This window comes from Bradyrhizobium sp. NBAIM01 (assembly GCF_020194115.1).
Taxonomy (GTDB): domain Bacteria; phylum Pseudomonadota; class Alphaproteobacteria; order Rhizobiales; family Xanthobacteraceae; genus Bradyrhizobium; species Bradyrhizobium yuanmingense.
This window is the reverse complement of record NZ_JADYVU010000009.1, coordinates 225100-241358: the sequence shown is the minus strand read 5'-3', so window position 1 is coordinate 241358 and position 16259 is coordinate 225100. Positions and strand designations below refer to the sequence as shown.

General features: G+C 60.5%; 26 protein-coding genes. 14 read left to right on the top strand and 12 right to left on the bottom strand.

The genetic code is table 11. The features are described from left to right. The first annotated feature begins 356 nt into the window (after positions 1-356). Positions 357-575, top strand: a complete 219-nt coding sequence (locus I6F31_RS26910; RefSeq protein ID WP_225147897.1) for a hypothetical protein — start codon at positions 357-359, stop codon at positions 573-575. 245 nt (positions 576-820) lie between these two features. After that, positions 821-1270: a hypothetical protein gene (locus I6F31_RS26905; RefSeq protein ID WP_225147898.1), complete on the top strand. Its 450-nt coding sequence runs from the start codon at positions 821-823 to the stop codon at positions 1268-1270. Positions 1271-1400: 130 nt separating this feature from the next. Here the strand turns inward: I6F31_RS26905 and I6F31_RS26900 are convergent, their stop codons facing one another. From I6F31_RS26900 to I6F31_RS26880, 5 genes are all read right to left on the bottom strand, one after another. Then, positions 1401-2336: an ATP-binding protein gene (locus I6F31_RS26900; protein WP_225186382.1), complete on the bottom strand. Its 936-nt coding sequence runs from the start codon at positions 2334-2336 to the stop codon at positions 1401-1403. Between the two features lie 9 nt (positions 2337-2345). Next, positions 2346-3068: a hypothetical protein gene (locus I6F31_RS26895; RefSeq protein WP_225147900.1), complete on the bottom strand. Its 723-nt coding sequence runs from the start codon at positions 3066-3068 to the stop codon at positions 2346-2348. A 207-nt stretch (positions 3069-3275) separates the two neighbouring features. Further along, positions 3276-4070 (bottom strand): hypothetical protein, encoded by a 795-nt coding sequence (locus I6F31_RS26890; RefSeq protein WP_225147901.1) that lies wholly within the window; start codon positions 4068-4070, stop codon positions 3276-3278. A 394-nt stretch (positions 4071-4464) separates the two neighbouring features. Further along, the gene (locus I6F31_RS26885) at positions 4465-6060 is read right to left on the bottom strand and encodes a tannase/feruloyl esterase family alpha/beta hydrolase (protein WP_225147902.1); all 1596 of its coding nucleotides are present in this window, start codon (positions 6058-6060) and stop codon (positions 4465-4467) included. Between the two features lie 279 nt (positions 6061-6339). After that, positions 6340-6999 (bottom strand): NAD-dependent epimerase/dehydratase family protein, encoded by a 660-nt coding sequence (locus tag I6F31_RS26880; protein WP_225147903.1) that lies wholly within the window; start codon positions 6997-6999, stop codon positions 6340-6342. 227 nt (positions 7000-7226) lie between these two features. Between I6F31_RS26880 and I6F31_RS26875 the strand changes: the two genes are divergently transcribed. Both I6F31_RS26875 and I6F31_RS26870 read left to right on the top strand, forming a co-directional pair. Further along, positions 7227-7427 (top strand): hypothetical protein, encoded by a 201-nt coding sequence (locus tag I6F31_RS26875; RefSeq protein ID WP_225147904.1) that lies wholly within the window; start codon positions 7227-7229, stop codon positions 7425-7427. Continuing rightward, positions 7427-7690, top strand: a complete 264-nt coding sequence (locus I6F31_RS26870; RefSeq protein WP_225147905.1) for a hypothetical protein — start codon at positions 7427-7429, stop codon at positions 7688-7690. Before I6F31_RS26875 ends, I6F31_RS26870 begins: the two co-directional genes overlap by 1 nt. Before the next feature lie 82 nt (positions 7691-7772). Here the strand turns inward: I6F31_RS26870 and I6F31_RS26865 are convergent, their stop codons facing one another. After that, on the bottom strand, positions 7773-7925 hold the full coding sequence (locus I6F31_RS26865) for a hypothetical protein (RefSeq protein ID WP_225186381.1): 153 nt from the start codon (positions 7923-7925) through the stop codon (positions 7773-7775). A 58-nt stretch (positions 7926-7983) separates the two neighbouring features. Continuing rightward, a complete protein-coding gene (locus I6F31_RS26860) occupies positions 7984-8175 on the bottom strand; it encodes a DUF3072 domain-containing protein (protein ID WP_035999694.1) in 192 nt (63 codons plus the stop codon). 98 nt (positions 8176-8273) lie between these two features. Here I6F31_RS26860 and I6F31_RS26855 point away from each other — a divergent pair, with 98 nt between their 5' ends. The 5 genes from I6F31_RS26855 (at position 8274) to I6F31_RS26835 (ending at position 11083) form a co-directional block, all read left to right on the top strand. Continuing rightward, positions 8274-8507, top strand: a complete 234-nt coding sequence (locus tag I6F31_RS26855) for a hypothetical protein (protein ID WP_035999688.1) — start codon at positions 8274-8276, stop codon at positions 8505-8507. After that, the gene (locus tag I6F31_RS26850; protein WP_085974320.1) at positions 8504-8728 is read left to right on the top strand and encodes a hypothetical protein; all 225 of its coding nucleotides are present in this window, start codon (positions 8504-8506) and stop codon (positions 8726-8728) included. Before I6F31_RS26855 ends, I6F31_RS26850 begins: the two co-directional genes overlap by 4 nt. 502 nt (positions 8729-9230) lie before the next feature. Continuing rightward, the gene (locus tag I6F31_RS26845; RefSeq protein WP_225186380.1) at positions 9231-9800 is read left to right on the top strand and encodes a DUF1236 domain-containing protein; all 570 of its coding nucleotides are present in this window, start codon (positions 9231-9233) and stop codon (positions 9798-9800) included. 129 nt (positions 9801-9929) lie between these two features. Continuing rightward, positions 9930-10142: a DUF2934 domain-containing protein gene (locus I6F31_RS26840; protein WP_225125486.1), complete on the top strand. Its 213-nt coding sequence runs from the start codon at positions 9930-9932 to the stop codon at positions 10140-10142. A 734-nt stretch (positions 10143-10876) separates the two neighbouring features. Further along, the gene (locus I6F31_RS26835; RefSeq protein ID WP_036022978.1) at positions 10877-11083 is read left to right on the top strand and encodes a hypothetical protein; all 207 of its coding nucleotides are present in this window, start codon (positions 10877-10879) and stop codon (positions 11081-11083) included. Positions 11084-11153: 70 nt separating this feature from the next. Here the strand turns inward: I6F31_RS26835 and I6F31_RS26830 are convergent, their stop codons facing one another. Further along, a complete protein-coding gene (locus I6F31_RS26830) occupies positions 11154-11456 on the bottom strand; it encodes a hypothetical protein (RefSeq protein WP_225186379.1) in 303 nt (100 codons plus the stop codon). A gap of 125 nt (positions 11457-11581) precedes the next feature. After that, positions 11582-12073: a hypothetical protein gene (locus tag I6F31_RS26825; protein ID WP_225186378.1), complete on the bottom strand. Its 492-nt coding sequence runs from the start codon at positions 12071-12073 to the stop codon at positions 11582-11584. A 272-nt stretch (positions 12074-12345) separates the two neighbouring features. Here I6F31_RS26825 and I6F31_RS26820 point away from each other — a divergent pair, with 272 nt between their 5' ends. The 3 genes from I6F31_RS26820 to I6F31_RS26815 all read left to right on the top strand — a co-directional run bounded on the left by I6F31_RS26820 (position 12346) and on the right by I6F31_RS26815 (position 13873). After that, complete coding sequence (locus I6F31_RS26820; RefSeq protein ID WP_008558895.1) at positions 12346-12642, top strand: HU family DNA-binding protein; 297 nt, start codon at positions 12346-12348, stop codon at positions 12640-12642. A gap of 402 nt (positions 12643-13044) precedes the next feature. Next, positions 13045-13179, top strand: a complete 135-nt coding sequence (locus tag I6F31_RS36560) for a hypothetical protein (protein ID WP_260347228.1) — start codon at positions 13045-13047, stop codon at positions 13177-13179. Positions 13180-13675: 496 nt separating this feature from the next. Then, positions 13676-13873: a hypothetical protein gene (locus I6F31_RS26815; RefSeq protein ID WP_249788245.1), complete on the top strand. Its 198-nt coding sequence runs from the start codon at positions 13676-13678 to the stop codon at positions 13871-13873. Between the two features lie 13 nt (positions 13874-13886). Here I6F31_RS26815 and I6F31_RS36555 read toward each other — a convergent pair whose 3' ends face one another. Both I6F31_RS36555 and I6F31_RS26810 read right to left on the bottom strand, forming a co-directional pair. Further along, complete coding sequence (locus I6F31_RS36555) at positions 13887-14012, bottom strand: hypothetical protein (protein WP_036045606.1); 126 nt, start codon at positions 14010-14012, stop codon at positions 13887-13889. A gap of 77 nt (positions 14013-14089) precedes the next feature. Then, the gene (locus tag I6F31_RS26810) at positions 14090-14332 is read right to left on the bottom strand and encodes a hypothetical protein (protein WP_225141873.1); all 243 of its coding nucleotides are present in this window, start codon (positions 14330-14332) and stop codon (positions 14090-14092) included. Positions 14333-14602: 270 nt separating this feature from the next. On the opposite strand from I6F31_RS26810, the gene I6F31_RS26805 reads away from it, so the two are divergent. Continuing rightward, complete coding sequence (locus tag I6F31_RS26805; protein WP_036045604.1) at positions 14603-14887, top strand: hypothetical protein; 285 nt, start codon at positions 14603-14605, stop codon at positions 14885-14887. A 98-nt stretch (positions 14888-14985) separates the two neighbouring features. On the opposite strand, the gene I6F31_RS26800 is transcribed toward I6F31_RS26805, so the two are convergent. Then, the gene (locus tag I6F31_RS26800; RefSeq protein ID WP_167361660.1) at positions 14986-15150 is read right to left on the bottom strand and encodes a hypothetical protein; all 165 of its coding nucleotides are present in this window, start codon (positions 15148-15150) and stop codon (positions 14986-14988) included. A gap of 252 nt (positions 15151-15402) precedes the next feature. On the opposite strand from I6F31_RS26800, the gene I6F31_RS26795 reads away from it, so the two are divergent. Continuing rightward, positions 15403-16164 carry an NAD-dependent protein deacetylase gene (locus I6F31_RS26795; RefSeq protein ID WP_225147912.1) on the top strand — a complete coding sequence of 254 codons (762 nt, stop codon included), beginning with the start codon at positions 15403-15405 and terminating at the stop codon, positions 16162-16164. Positions 16165-16259 lie beyond the last annotated feature (95 nt).

Here is a 16259-nt window from a genome sequence, read left to right as displayed (position 1 = left end):
GGCCGGGACGGCGGAGGAGGGATAGCAGGAAATGGGGAGGAGGGGCAGGGTGTTGCGTGTCAGCTCTTCAGGGGGCTTCGGGTGGTCAGTGCAGAATCTGGCCATGATGCAGTTCTCTCGTGATGCCGGCGTCTGTCCGCATGAGACCTAACGACCCTCGAGTGGGTGGTGTGGGGATAGCGCCCCAGGGGCGGGGCGATCGTTGAATGCAAGTCCACGGTCTGTGGATTTGCGGGGATAAACTAGACGTCGCTTTAGCTGTGAATAGGTCGAATAACTCGGATAAAGCGGCCAAATGACTGACCATCTGAAATGAGGTGCGTATCCATGGAGGTAGTGAGGCCATGGAGATTCGTATGAAGGATTATTTGAAACGCTGGTGGGACGGGAAGTATGTTCCGCCGCAGAACGACCCCGGCAGTTCGGTCATCTTCGTGCAGGGGAGCTACAGGCGCCACTGTACGTCGAAGCTGGCTCACGTTATCGCCGAGTTCTACCTCAAGCACTGGCAGTGGTGTTTCAGCGCGGCCTTCGCCGTCGCGGGGCTGGTCATCGCTGCTCTCAAGCTGCCGTAGCTTTCAATACTCCCGCACGCGAAGCGCCAGAAACACCATACCGCCAGCCCGGTGACGCACACCGCCACCAGCCGAACGAGGTTGGCGGCAGACGTTGCCCGCTCGGTGATGCGTCCCCAAAAGTCGATCTCTCCATTAGATTTAGGCCGGCAGTTAGTCAAAGGGTATCCTTTCTCCGTTTTGGATTGACCGACCTGCGGCGAACAAGCTTTGGTGTTGCTCATCGCTGGGGGGAGCCAATGAGAATGCAAGGGCCGGAAGTTTACGAGCTGTCGTTCACACCTACCGAGTTCACGGTGCTTTGCGCAAGGGGCACAAACCATTTCTCCGGCATCGCAACCAACGATCTGCCGAAACTTTACATCGCCAGCATCGACAAGAAGCCGATTTATGTGGGATTGACCAAGCAAAGCATCCGCAATCGGCTGCGTCTCGGCTGGAATGCCCAAGGCGAGGGTGGTTATCACGGGTACGCTTGGCGACATGGCAACGACAAAGCTACGCTGAGCGTCTGGTGCCATATGGATGCCGTTGACCGCAACGAGCGTGATATCGAGACGGTCGAAGCCGAAGTGGTTTTCCTGATCCGCTCAGCAGGGCAGTGGCCGGCATTTCAGACAGAGATCCACTTCCATCCTTCGACCGATATTCATCGGCAGGTGGCGGCTGATGTTTTGCGGCACTATCAGCTTTAGCCTTGGGCTGGTTGTCTTTCGCCGAGGTGCGGATTTCGTGACAGTGCATACTCAACTCAAACGGCAGTTTGGGAGTTTAGTGCACTGTCACCGTTATCCCGAGAGTGGCTACCTGATAGGGGACTATCGACTAAGCTGTCCAAGGCTCCCAACTGAGGGTGAGTGCGTTCCCGCGTTTAGCGATATATCCTGTCGATATGGTGCTGTAGCCAGGCGTGGCAACTTCGACTCCGATACGGTAGCTCATGTCGTCTGAACGGTGGGCGAGAGGGATTGCGATACTTGTTCCATTGCCCAAGCGGAATGTCTTTTCTCTAAAGAGGGGAAGGTGGTGAGGAACCACTAAGGCAAACTGGAGCTGCCTTATTTTTTTGCCGTCGGTAGTTGTGGTTTCGTCGACTGAGGTCCCCCCGCTCGATACAACGATGAGCCCTTCGCCAAGAAAAAGACTGACGTGAGTATAAAGGGCTGGGGCCGTAGAGCGATTTCCAATCCTTAAGTTCAAGGGAACGGGTCGGGAATGGGTGTCATTCGCCGACCACGAGATTATCTTCGGACGACTTGAGAACCAGATTTCCACGTAAGGTTCGGGAGTTGTGGCTCGATTTATTGCTTCGCGGATTTCGTAGTCTTCCATAATGTCGATGCGGAAGTTGCGGCGCCGGTAATACCTGCCATCCTTAGCTTGATGGACTGTTTTGGAGGCCGGGATAGTCAGAACGATGTAGTTATTGCCGTTTCCCGCCGGAACAACTTCTATTTTCAAGCCTCCAACAGGCGGCTTAATGTTCTGCTGGATAACCTGCTCAAACCAAAGACCGTCGAACGGCTTCGGCGAGACTCCGGCATCAAGCCCGGACGGCAGATGATCCTTCTCCGTCATCCCATAGACAATCTGCCCGCCGTTTGCGTTCGCCATGGCAGATACATCCTTCGCCATCTCGGCCTTCTTGCCGTCCGTGTTGTCGACGGAGCCGGATGCCTTGTATTCTAGGGCACTTGTCTCAGTAACTTGGTTGGTGTGGAGAGCCTCCAGATCAGCTCGAGTTTCCAGCTTGAGCGGCATCCCAAAACCTCATTCAGGCCGTTTTATCGTTCCAAAGATGACCTCTACGCACTCCTTGCATTCGACTAAGTCGGGAGTTGCCATGTTCACCTTCAGAGTGACCGGCTTTAACTTCATGTTATCCAGCACTTCCGATAATCGGTAGGCGCACGTAAATGCTGGACCGGTATCCTGCCCGACGTTGATGGTGACGCCGTCAGGAAACGCCGATTTGCTGTTGCGTCCACCCTCTAGATGCCAGCTGCCCAACCTGAGCAATGGGGGAATTTCGTTCGTCAGCTGTTGCGCGGAGTTGTCATTGGGTTTTGAGAACAGGCGACCTTCACAGTGCTTACCGCTGCCCACGTTGGCCGTTTGGCTATGAAGAATGTTCGATATGTGCCATCGCTTCGCGTCATCTAAACCAAAGAAGTTGCTGGCGGGACTGGGAGTAGCCGACTTTGGAACGGAGTTGAGTTGTCGTAGTGACTCCTGATAACGACGCTCCAACTCCCTGTACTGTTCCTCAGAAACATACCTATCCTGGCTTTTTTCCATCGGTGACCAGAGCGAACGTAGAGTGCTCGTAGCAACTCCCGTGGACAGAGCCGCAATTATCACCGATGCGTTGCGTGCCCATACGTCAACCTTCTGACTTCGGACCCAGGTCGGAATTCGATGAAGCCTGAAGAACTCGGCCCACCTGAGGAGGTTTGTTTTGGTGTCTTCTGGGGGCGTGCGTCCCATGGCCATTATGAGGCTCAACAGGGCTATGACACTCGCGACAACGGCTATCGAGGTTCTCAAATCGAGTGAAGACGGGTCGCTCATCGGTGTCCCTGCGATCGGAAATATATCGTTACGGTGACAGTGCACTCAATTCGCATTGTGCGCAAAACGCGCCCCGAACCGGACGGCGAGATCCGACAGTTTTGTGCACTGTCACCGTAATCCGGGAGTTCATGCATAGAATATCAATTCAATGAGGCGATCCCATTGGCTGACTGAACTCGGTTGAGGTTGCGCGCATATCTGGCGGAGCGCATTTTCGAAACTTCGAATCTTTGCCTTTCCTGCTGCGGGCGTACCTGTTTCGGCCGTCCAGATGCAGACCCCGGCTAGGTAGAGCGATATGAGCCACTTATCAGATTTGCCTTCCTGCTTTACTCCACGATCCACTTCGGGAGGCCATCCGCCGCCCGAGGAACTGTTCCCACGTGAAACAAAAAACATTCGCTTTTGAAGATTTAGGTGGACGCGAGCTCCTCGTCGGGACGAACGGAAGGACATAGCGCACAAGAGAACCAGCATTGGCACCGCCAGCACGGCATGGACGGTGGCGCCTACGATAAAGGATAATCCGAGGCTCAGGCCCAATCTAGGAAGTAGAACGGAGGGCTGCACAGTAGCTCTTCCACACTCGCGGAGTGTTAGCCGGACGCCCGGGTCGTAGTCCAAAATCCTCAAGCCGGGCGGAAACGGCAACTCGATTTCGCTCGGGCCTTCAAGTTGCGCATCTTTGGGCGGCGACGCTGGAATCTCTTCTCTTCCATGTGGCGGGTTCGGTGGTTCATCCAGCGGCGTTGATATGGGTGTAAGGACCTCGCGAACCTCGTCTTCGTCCGGCTTTGGCTTCGGCGGAAATCGCCACGCCAAGACGGCGACGAGTATTGAAACCATAGAAACCAGAACTCCACAGGCAGCGATAAAATCAGCTTGATTCAGCCCGAATGACGCACCAAACTTTTCGAACAATGCAGCCCCCTATGCTTCCGACATTATCGGGCCGCTTACTCGGCCTTTCAAGTCTTGGTTGCATTGTGTGGCCGTTGAAGCCGATGACGCGGTTCGCTGACTCAGGGCGATTTTCGGATTACGCTTAAATCGCGGGGTTATCAGCCCTATAGACCACCATTACGGTGACAGCCTGCTATTATGGCCATTACGGTGACATTGCACTCAATTGCGTCAGCCGCCACCATTCGAAGTCTCTGCAAAGATGAATTGAGTTTACAGTCACCGTCGTTCGATGCGCGACGTTCTGAGCACGCTTCGGTGAGAGCGTGCTGGCATTGTCATGGTCCTGCCGCGTGCGCCGATCCTTGGCATCGAGTTCTACGGTGCGCATCTGGCCCGCGCACATCTCTCCCTACTTGCACTCAAAACTCGCCGCGCTCTCCGGATCGCCTTGGCCCTTGTACCGCGCAAGTTGCGGATAGGCGCACAGCGGCCGGCTGCGGCCGGGGAAGGCTGGTCCCGTCGCGACCACCGCGTCGGGTGCCTTGCCGTCTTCCACCCAGTTCACGACCGCGCTGAGGAGATCGAAACGATCGAGCGCTACGCCGCTCGAGCAGTGACCCATGCCGGGCACCAGGAAGGCCCGGCTCGATTTCTCCCGCACCAATTCCATGCCGCCGGAATCCGCGGCCATGCGCTCGTAGTAATTCACGGTGTCGTTCGCCGAGAACCAGGGATCGCTCACACCGTGGTAGAACAGCAGCTTGCCGCCATGGCCGAAGTAGCTCGAGAGGTTGGTCCAGTAGGCGGTGTTGGTGAGGCGATCCATCCCGCTCGCGTTGACCCGGTCTTCGAGCTGATCGACGTTGATGCTTTCCCAAACAGGCGGTCCGACCGGACTGCGCGCGCCCGTGGTCAGGATGCCGGGAATGGCGACGCCTTCGGCTGCCACGCCGCTGTCCCACGGGAACGGCGGGTAGACCTGCGTGCCGCGTGAATTCTTCGGTCCGGCAAACGCCTTCTTCAGGGCATCGACCTGCGGCGGCGCCAGGCAGGAATCCGTCTTGTCATTCGTCTTGTCGCCGTTGCAGGTGAGCACCGCGGGATCGAATTGACAGGCCTTGCCGTCGAAGATCAGGCCATCCTTGACGCCGTCTTTGGCGTCGCAGGCATCGAGGATCGCGTTCGCGATCAGCTTTCGCTCGCCCGCGGAAAAAGTCTTGGCGGGCTCCGGCTTGCCGGACGCATCTTTCGGCGCGATCTGGCTGAAGGCAGCGTTGGCCCAGGCGAGACCGATATTGGAATTGCCGGTGCGCAGCGCAGGCGCGCCGGCGACGATGCCGTCGAATTGTTCGGGATAGCGCGCCGACGCCAGCATGCCTTCGCGGCCCCCGGTCGAGCACCCCGTGAAATAGGAACGCTTTGCGGGCTGGCCATAGTAATGCGCGACGATCGCCTTGGCGGCCAACGTCACCTTGCCGACGGATGCATGGGCGAAGTTGAGCGCGGCTTCCTGGTCCTTCAGGAACGAGGCATCGAACACCGCGCCCTGATGACCGCTATCGGTCGAGACCACGGCAAAGCCGCGCGCCAGCGCTGGCACCTCGCCGGCCGCGTGGTAACCCAGCGGCGGCCGGATCGAGCCGTTCAAACCGCCGCCGCCCTGAAACAAAAACCGGCCGTTCCAGCGATCGGGCAGGGCAACGGCAAAGCCGATCGCGTAGGACTTGCCCTCGACCCCCACGCGCTGATCGATCACGCCATCCGCGCGGCAGTTCGGCGGCAGCGCCACCGATATTGTGGCCGGCGCCGGCGGTGACGGCTGCACGGTTCCGGGCGGCGCCTCCGGCACCATTTCGGCCTTGGTGACTGTTGCCGTCGATCCCGGCATCTTCCAGCCGGTCAAGTCAGCGCATTTGAGCGCAGGTGGTATGTTGGCCGAATTGTCGGCGCTTGCCGGCGAGATCGCAACGACCATGATGGCCGCGACTAGACCCAGGCCAGCCATCGCATCATTAAGCGCCACATTTCTTTTTCGCCGCATCGTTCCTCCCTGCCGTTTTTTAGATTTTACTGCGGTGCACGCAGCTCACCCTAGCCCCGGACGATCTGGTGCACCGATACTGCAACTATCTTGTGTTATTCGGGAGGTGCAGTCCAGCGGCGCAAGCTTTCAACCGCTCTCGCCCTTCGCCCTTTCCGATGAAGTCGAACGAAAAGGACGGCGGATGTTACGCCGCCTGCAGACATCGGTGCAGCAAGGGCTCAACCCATCTTACGCACTGCATCACGTTCGAAGCAGTGCCGCCATCTCTTTCCAATGATAGATACGCACCTTCTCGGTTTGATGCCGCGCGGCTTTGGCGATGACGTGCGCGATGTCGTTGCCGGCGAGCCCGCGATAGCGGTCGGCTGGGCCGACGAGCAGCGGATTGAGCAGGCTCCATATCGCGACGATGAGGCGTTCGCGCGGGCGGTCCTCGTCGCGCGCGCCGAGGATCATCGACGGGCGGAAAATATGCGTGTGCTCGAAATCGAGCGCGAGAATGTCCCGCTCCACCTCGCCCTTGGTCCTGAGATAGAACACGCCGGAGCCGGCGTTGGCGCCAACGGCCGTGACCAGAAACACCGACCGCGCGCCGTTCGCTTTGGCGATCTCGGCCGCCAACACCGGATAATCATGATCGATCTTGTAGTACTCGGCCTCGTCAGGGGTGTGCTTGCGCGTCGTCCCCAGCGCGATGAAGATCTCGTCCGCGACCAATTGGGATTTAAGTGCGGGCAGGGACGCGCGATCGCCGATCAGCACCGTGAGCTTCGGATGGCTCACCGCCAGCGGCTTGCGGGCCACCGCCACGACGCGCGAATAATCGGGACTGTCCAGCAGGTCGCGCAGCAAATGCGAGCCGATGAAGCCGGTTGCGCCGAAGACAAGTGCGGTTTTCATTCAAGCCATCGTTTTGGGTTGATGCCTGATCGCTTGTTGAAAGTCAGGGGAGTGGGGCACGAAGGTCGTGCAGGATGCGCAATATCCGGATTGAGGTTTCCGTTACGGTATAGGGCGCGACATGGCGTGCCGACAATGACGAACTCGCCGATCCCGGCCATTTGGCCATCGAGACACCGCGATGACCGTCTGTTGAACCGCGCCAGAGGTGGCGCCGACCAAACGCCATGGCCGCACTCGTTGCAGAACTCCTGTTCGATCTCGTCAGAGCCCTCGTGGGAAGCTGGCTGCGACAGGCTGTGGTGGCCATCTGTGCGTGGCTCGATACGAAGATTCACGGCCGCGCTGCACGCTTTGTCGTGGGCGGGCTTCTCGGGATCGCCGCTTTCTTCCTTATTCCTGTTATCGCCGGCCTGCTGGGTCTTTGATGCCCTCGATCAGGACGCACCTCGTTATCGCATTGGCCATCGGGGCGCTCATCTCGACGGTGCTCCTTGTCCTGGAGCCGCTGACCGACTTCGCGCTTCTTTGGCTGGAATGGCCGGGCATCAGCGTAGCGTATTTTTTCCGGGGAGCGGTCGGAGGATCCACCTTCCTCGGCATCGCCATTTCCTGGGTCGTGAATGCGCTGACCTACGGTCTGGGTGCTTTCGTCATTCTCAGCGTCATCAAGGTGCTGAGGGAAGCATGAGGCGCTGGCTTCAAATGATGGAAAGATTGCGAGGGTTACTTTGATCCATGCGCGGCCAACTTCGCCGCCCATGCCCACTCCCTCACGCCGTCTTCTCGTCATCCTTCGCGACGATCTCGACTTCGAAATAGCCCATGTCGCGGAGCTCGGCGGCTTTCTTCTCGGCCGCTTCCCTTGTGTCTCTCTTCAAGATGATCTGGCCCGCTCCGTCGCGGGCGCAAACGAAATAAGACATTTTCGATTCCCAATTTCGTTTGCATACGCACGGAGCCGGGTTCCCGCAATCGGACGGCTCACTCGTCCAGCCCGGCCTTTTGCCGCATCTTGTCGATCAGCTCCGAGGCCTCGGCCTTGGTCAGCTCGTCCTCGGGCAGGTCCTGGTGCGCCTGCTCGGCGAGGGTCTTGAGATAGGATTCCTGGGCTCCGGTCATCGGGTCGTCGCCGGAAACCCAGTCCTTCGGGTCCTTCCTTGTGTTGTCGGCCATCGCACATCTCCTATTCCGTTTTCCGTAGAACGTCGGACTCGACTCTTCGTTCCGTTTTTGTTCTCATGCGTCATATCTCAAATTCGCGAGGCGGAACAATGCCGGACCTGGACTTTCTCAGGCGGGAGATCGAACGGATGCGCATCCAGATGGGCAGGCAGAGGAAGGAGATCCTCCAGCTGCAGCGGGCGGGTATCGGCACGGCCTCGGCGCAAGCGCTGCTGTCGCGGATGGAGGCGAAGGTCGAGAGCCTGTGCGCGCAACGCGACGCGCTGAAGGCGGCAGAGCCGCGCCAGACCAAGGGCAGGGTGCTCGGCGGGAGGACGTGGTGAGCAGGCGGTGGTTCGATGACGAGCGAGACCTCTCGCCCTTCCTGACCGCGCTCGAGGACGTTCGCCGACGCGCGACGCGGGAAGGGTGGTGCTATGCCCACGTCCAAGCCATCATCGTCGCCATCGACCAATACGCGGAAGCGGCGACCGGCAATCGCGAGTATTTCCTCAACAAGCCGGTTTCGATCGGGGACAACCGGAAGGCCGCGGACATTCCGTGAGCGTACACGCTCATCGGTAGATGAAGTCCAGCGAAGGCGCCGGATGCGAGTTGGCACGCGCTCGCCCGGTCGACGTCGTCACCGAGCATCGTGCCGACCTGACTTAGCCCGTGGGACTGATGTTCGGATCATCCGGTTCAGGCAACACGCCGCAACCGGGTGTCTTCTCCGTGTCGGTCAGCTCCGGCGTGGCGTGCGGACCGGCAGGGTGTGGCCTGCGTTCGGCCGAGGCATCCGCCGGGATCGACTGCAGCCTGGTTTCCGAGTTGCTCTGCATTGCTTCTGCCTGACTTGGTTCGAGCGCGAGCGTTCGCGGCGGGAGGCGGGCGATTGACTCACCGCCCTTCAGCCGGCCGTTGCGCAATTGCGGTTGCTGTCGGTACGCCGGTGCGGACGCAACGTTCCAATTTCAAGGACGTGCTCCATTCAGAGCCGTCGCTGAAGCTGTAGGAACGGAGGAGCAAGGCCCGGGTTGGCCCGAAGCAACTGGAGGCATCTCACGATGGTCAAGGATCTTCCTCGGGACGAAGAGCGAGAAGGCACACGCAAGCTGATGATGTGGGGATCGGCGGTCGCTGCAATCCTCTTTGTGGGCTTCGGGCTGTGGTTTGCGGCTCCCCAAATGTTCGGCGTGACCGACTACGTTGGACGCCCCTCGACCGGCGCGGACAACAGCGCGCCTGCGACCACGGTCGGCACGGGAGTTCCAACACAACGCGACGCAGTCAGCACCGCTGCCAAACAAGATCCCGCTGCAAATGAGGATTCGAGCGGCGCTCGCGCTCGCCAGATCAAGGAGAGTAGCCAGCCGGCAAACCTCTCCGCGCAACAACGCGAGCAGCTGCGCTCAGTCCTTTCGACATCGCAAGGCCCCGCAATGGATCGGCCGAATTTCGAGATGATGATCGGCACCTCGGTCCCGCGGCAGACCGAGACGGCGGACTTGCCGCCGGAGGTGACGCAGATCCTCAACGGGTTCTGGGGAGATCAGTACCTGATCGCGGGGAAGTCCCTCGTGATCGTCGATCATCATTCCCGCCGCGTCGCTGCGATCATTGCCGACGTGCGATGACGTCCGCGTTTCGCGAAGACGTCAGGGCCCGCAGGCTCGTTGCGATGTTCCGGCTCGGGGAACGTTGGTCGCTTGAGAGCTTGTTAACCGACCGCGCCCAGGATGCCGCTCCGAATTGGAGGGACATCGATGTCAGACCTGGAACAAGCGATCCGCGAGCGCGCATACCAGATTTGGATGGAGAGCGGTGGGGCGGACGGCCACGCCGAGAGGCATTGGCTCGAAGCCCAGCGCGAGGTTCTTTCCGCCTCGCTTGCCGCAGTCGCGCGCGTCTCGAAAGTCGGCGCCGAAAAGCCGAAGGCGAAGCCGGCAGGTGCGCGAAAGAAGCGCCGCGCCGCCTGACGCTTGCAGTCGCTCGGTCGTGACACGCGCGCGCACGCAAGCCATAAGCACGCGCGTTGTCGTCGCCGCGGACTAGCGGGGTGAGACGGAGGAGGGCGCTGACCTCGCACGCCCGGGCGAAGCAGTCTTGCTTCGTGGCAACGCAGCCCCACGGCGCTTGCCGGACTTCCGGCCAGCTTTTGGTGTGATCCCGTTCTGCTCGTCGAACTGCTTCAGCCAGGCCGCGATGTATCGCGGATCGTCGGGACAAAGCCGCTCGAGCAAACGAAGGTTCTGCGCTCTGAATTCCACAAGGGTTTTCGGCATCACGGCTCCTCAAAACCCTGCCCGTCGCAAAAAGTGCGGCCGGACGGCCGCCGGGTCAACGGCAAAGAGCGCTTGAAATCCCGGGCGAGCTGATGCAGCGCCAAAAGCGAAAACCCCGCCCTTTCAGGAGCGGGGTTCTCTGTCGAGGTGAAGCTTAGGGACGCTTCAACTGTAAGACGCGCGAGGGGCAAGAAAGTTCAAACGAAAGTGCGCCGCGTCGCTGCAACGTGGATGCGCTCGCGCCGGGCGATTACAAATCCGTAAGTCGGTTGAATATCGACGCCGAAAAACTATCTCTGCGTCAGGCGGCAGCGTAACAAGCCGCCCTTCAACTGACACCCAGCCGCCGCGCTCAGAAAAAGGCGAAGCTGGGTCCTTTGACATTCCCTGCTCAGGTCCCGCCTCATTGGCCTCAGAGGCAAACGTCCATGGCTGCCCGCACTTACAACCACGAACGCTGGTCCGAAGACGACGACCGGCTGCTTCGATCCATGTGTGAAACCGGCAAGAGCCTGACGCTGATGATCGTGAAGCTCAAGCGCCCCATTGCATCGATCAGGTCGCGCGCGATCGAGCTTGGCATCAATCTGCCGGGCACGCGCATCGGGCTGCGACGGAAGCGGCGAACCGCTTGAGCCCGCGCGTCGGGGCAAAGCTGCTCATGTCGCCGCGCCGCTCTACGCGAGCGGAGCGGCCGAACGATGCTCAGGCCGCAATCCGGTGTTCGACCGGCGCCGCCAGGAACTTGAGCGCTTCGGCGTGGGCGAGATCCGGAACCGCGATCGCCGTGTGGCTGTACATCGCGTGTGTGCGCGACGTCGCGATCTGGTCCAGGATCGCCTTGCCCTTGATGACGTGGAGGCCCATGCCGTCATCGACGGGGAAGATCGCCAGCACCACATCGTAGGCCGCGATCACGGCTCTGAGCGCCTCGGCCTTGTCTTCGGCGACATCGACAAAAACACGAACATCTGCCGCGAGTTCACGCAGCTCGTTAAAATCCAGCACTTTGAGGATACTCCAACGCAACCAACCTGACAGAAGCTTGGTCGCGTTAGGTTACTGAAGCGTCAACAACGGATCGCCGGCCACAAGTTTCACGACGAGGTGACGCCACGCCCCCAAGCGCGGATCTAGCGCCTGGCGTCCTCCTTGCGAAGCCTGGCCTCGGCAGCCTCATCCACGAGGGTCAGGCTGGCGCCGTCATAGCTCAGCTTGAGACCGCGGCCGACGATCCAGGTCCAGCCCTCCCGGTCCCTGATGGCCGAGGCGTTGAACTGCTCGGAAATCGATTTGACGGCAGCCTCCTGCGATCCCGGATTGTTCAGCGTCGCATTGACGCGCCAGATCGGATGCGTGGGGTCGGTCTCGTCGCTGTCGACGGCGACCTTGGCGCCGTTGATGTCGCATGAGAGGGTGTACGGACCTCGGCTCGGCCGGCAGAGATAGTGGCGTCGCGCGACGAGCTTGTTGGCCTCGTCGAATGTCATCCCGGGCGAGAAGCCGAACATGTCGGACTTTTTCACGAGGGCGAAGGACGCAGGCTTCAAGAAGCTAGGCTGGATCGCGACGAGGGCTGCGACGGCGACCACGATCAAACCTGCGATGACGATAGCGACCTTCATCAGAACCCCATCAGATACCTTTCCTGGCTTATAGCAGCCGCGGCGCTGTGCCAGGTTCGAGAAATTGCAGGTCCTAAAATTGCAGGTCCTGCAACGTCTTGCACAGGAAGTCGGGAACCTCGCGGAGCCCGTGCTTGCGTTTTTGGCCTCGATAGGGTCTAAGCCCGATCGCTTCATGACTTCTGGCATGAATCAGCAGCGCGCACTCGCGGGTCCGGCCGCGTCCCCAGCAGCAGAATTGCTCCGCGCACCCATTCAAAGGAATTCAGACCATGGCGAAGATGACGAAGACCCAATTGATCGATGCAATTGCCGAGGGCACGCAGCTTTCGAAGAACGACGTGAAGTCGGTGATCGAGTACATGGCGACGGTCGGCTACAAGGAACTCAACGAGTCCGGCGAGTTCGTCATTCCCGGCTTCGTGAAGATGTCGGTCGTGAACAAGCCGGCGACCGAAGCCCGCATGGGCATCAATCCCTTCACCAAGGAGCCGATGCAGTTTGCGGCGAAGCCCGCCAGCAAATCGGTCAAGGCCTCGCCGCTGAAGGTGGCCAAGGACGCCGTCTGACGTGCCGGCGATGTCGGTGCGGTGGGCTCATTGACGCGTCGGCGCAGCAATCGGGGGGCGAGGCTTCGTTCCCTCACCATCCTCATCCGCTTCACAAGAAAAAGCCCCGCGCTTTCGCGCGAGGCTTTTCTGGCTGACGGCGTTGGGATTTCAGCGCCTGGCCGACAGCCATGGCTTTAACCTAAAGTTGAAATCGCAAAAAGCAACAGCGCCGCCACGACGGAGTATGTTCGTCAGGCGGCGCTGCCGTGTAACTGGGCGCTGAAATCCCCAGCTTCCATAGGTGCTTGCCGCGCCGAAAAGGTTCAACGCCGCCCCCACCAAAATTTTACGTCCGGGGCTGGACTTTTTGTTCTCATTTTGTTCTAGTGAGGCGCCTTGATGGACCGTTGGAGGTTGCTCATGACCGTCGAAAAACAGCGCGAAGTGATCAGGCTCTGGAACGAGCTCAGAAAGGTCGAGGGCCCTGCGGCGGAGGAGCTGCGCATCCAGATCCTCGAATGCTTCTCGAAGGAGAAGCCGAAGCGGGCCGCCTGACTTTGTCGACGCCACGCGGCAACGCGCAAGCGCGATCCGCTCCGAGGGTTCGCGCTTGGTCTCTCGCCGCGCTGCTTGCCGGCGAAGAGTCTTCTCGAAGTTTTGTCGATGAAGAGTCTTGTTGCAGAAGAGACTTGTTGCAGAAGACACTCGTCGAAGAAGGGTCCTGCCGCGTCGACGGTGTGAGCGTGCGCGCTTCGTCGACGGTGTGAGCGTGCGCGCTTCATCGATCGTTAGGATTTGCTCTCCGCGCATTCTTGCGACTCCGATTCGTTCTTCGCGAACGAAACGGAGTCGAAGCTGGAACAAAGCCGGGCGTTCTTGCGCGCTCTCGCCGCGATGGTGCCGGATGCGTCTGGCTAACGATAGCTTATGCGGATGCCGATAACCCTATTCGGTTAGGTTAAAAGCCCAATCGCGTTGCGCTTGCTGCGCCTTGGGGTAGGTGTTCGGCAAAGACAAGCAAGAAACGCCTTTGCGCAAGCAGCAATTTGCCATGATGCCTTTTTCAGCTCCGTCCTTTTTCCAAGGCGACCGGCACACCTACCGGCGCGTCGCCGTCGTCGTCACGCTGTTCTGCCTTGCTTTCGTTGTGATCAGCTTCTCGCTGCGGCCGCAGGCCGAGGACACGCGCGTTGCGGTCAAGGCCGACCGTTTGGTGCGCACGGCAGGCCAAGCCGCGCGCGCCAATTAACGCCGCGCGCCAATTAACGCTCGTCGCCGCAACGGCGGTCATCGGCCGGCGCCTGCGGGCATCCGGCGCCGCGCGAGGCGAGCGCCACGAAGCCGGCATAGCCGGACAGGTTGAGCAAGACTTCGAGCCAGGCGGGCATATCTCTTTCTCTCCGCTCAGCAGGGAACGAGCTCAACGTCCGCGCGCATTCCTGGTTCCATACTCCCGCGAAGAAACTCAGAGCCGGGTGGACGGGTCGAGCCGGCGGCCGAGGGTCGCGACGGATTCGCTCGACGGCTGCTCCTTGAGGAACTCGGCGATGGCCTGCGCCAGCTCGCGGTCGCTCATCGGCGTCGGCGGCGGGCGCAGCGTGCCGACACCGAAGTTGCGGACGATCTCGTCGTAATGCTCATCCTCGGATCTGGGAACCAATTTGCGGATACGGGCCAGCAAGGCGGATAAGGGCAAACTCTCCTCCATGATTGTCGTCCCCGCTGGCAACCGTCATGGTCTGCTGCCATCTGCTCCCATGAAACTGAAAACCCCGCCAGCACCGCGGAGATGCTGACGGGGTCTTCGTGCTGTCGCCTCGACCCGGATGGCGGAGGCTCCCGCACTTGAGAGGCTAACCCCCATCTCGCCGTTTCGTTCCCGCTTCATCGACATTTCCTGACTGCGGGCGGGTTCCATCCATGCGCAACCATCGCAGGCGCTCGCCGTTGTCTCCGCGACACGCGAAGGAGGACAAGCATGAAGAAGACACTGGCAGTTCTGGCCACCATCGCGGCGGTCGGTGTGACCGCGGTCGCGGCGCCCGCGCCGGCTGAGGCGCGTGGCCGCGGCGGCATCGGCCCGGGCCTCGCGTTCGGCCTCGCCGCCGGCGCAATCACCGCGGGCGCAGTCGCGGCTTCTCAGCCCTATGGCTACTACGGTCCCCGCTACCGCTACTACGACGGTCCCGCCTATTACGGACCGGGTCCGTACGCCTATTACGGCGGGCCGTACTACCGTCACCACCACTACCGTCATTGGTAGTCGGCGAATAGCGAAAAGCCCGGAGCGGTGCTCCGGGCTTTTTTCATTCGCAGGTCTTGTTTACTCGCCCATTTTCGCGCTTGCCGGCGCGATGATGCCTACGGCCAGAGCGAGGGCCGCTCGACCTTGCGGGCATTCTCCAGCGTCGCCACGAAATATTCCTCGCGCTCGCGCTTGAACTTTTCCTGCGTGGCACGGAAGGCGGCGACACGGGCGGCGATTTCTTCGCGTTCGCGCTCTTTGCGTTGTTCGTCTTCGGTCATGTCAAATCCCCTCTACACCTGAGTATGTGCACATCCGAACTCAAGCACTGCCGCCGCAATCACGTTGAGTCGCGTCAACACATCCATTGGCACTTCCGAATGGGGCGTCAATGGGGAGGAGGCATTGCAGGATTGTGATATGCGAAGGTCGGAAGAAATTGCCGAGCGCATTGCGTTAGCGCTTGATAAGAGCGTCAACGATCTTGCCGCTTGCGCATGTTGCTGTCAGGCCAAACTATTCGGGAGGCGCGGTTGATCGCATCGGATGTGCAGAGCGGTATCGAACGGCTCGGCGACATGATCGCCGAGGCCGGGAGCATCGTGCCGTTCACCGGTGCCGGCATCTCGACCGAATGCGGCATACCCGACTTCCGCTCGCCGGGCGGAATTTGGACGCGTAACCGTCCGATCCCGTTCGACGAGTTCGTCGCGAGCCAGTCAGCGCGGGACGAATCCTGGCGCCGCCGCTTTGCGATGGAGGAGGTCTTCGCCGCAGCGAAGCCCGGCCGCGGCCATCGGGCGCTGGCATCGCTCTACCGCGCCGGCAAGGTTCCCGCCGTCATCACCCAGAACATCGACAACCTGCACCAGGCCTCCGGCTTCGCGCCGGAGCACGTGGTTGAGCTTCACGGAAATACCACTTATGCGCGCTGCATCGGCTGTGGGCAGGACTATCCGCTGGACTGGGTGAAGCGCCGTTTCGATGATGATGGCATCGCGCCCGACTGCACCGCCTGCGACGAGCCGGTGAAGACCGCCACGATTTCCTTCGGGCAGATGATGCCGGACGAGGAGATGCAGCGCGCGACAGCGCTGTCGCAGGCCTGCGATCTCTTCATCGCGATCGGTTCCTCGCTGGTGGTCTGGCCGGCGGCCGGCTTTCCGATCATGGCCAAGCGCGCCGGTGCACGTCTCGTGATCATCAATCGCGAGCCGACCGAGCAGGACGACATCGCCGACCTCGTCATCCACCACGACATCGGCGAGACGCTCGGGCCCTTTGTCGGCAATTGAGGCATCAATTTGATTCGCGGCTGTGCAAGCTGTTCATAGGTTCCGGCGAATCTCTTTTTTGTCTATGCGTCTCAACCGGGAGTGTTATCTTTTGA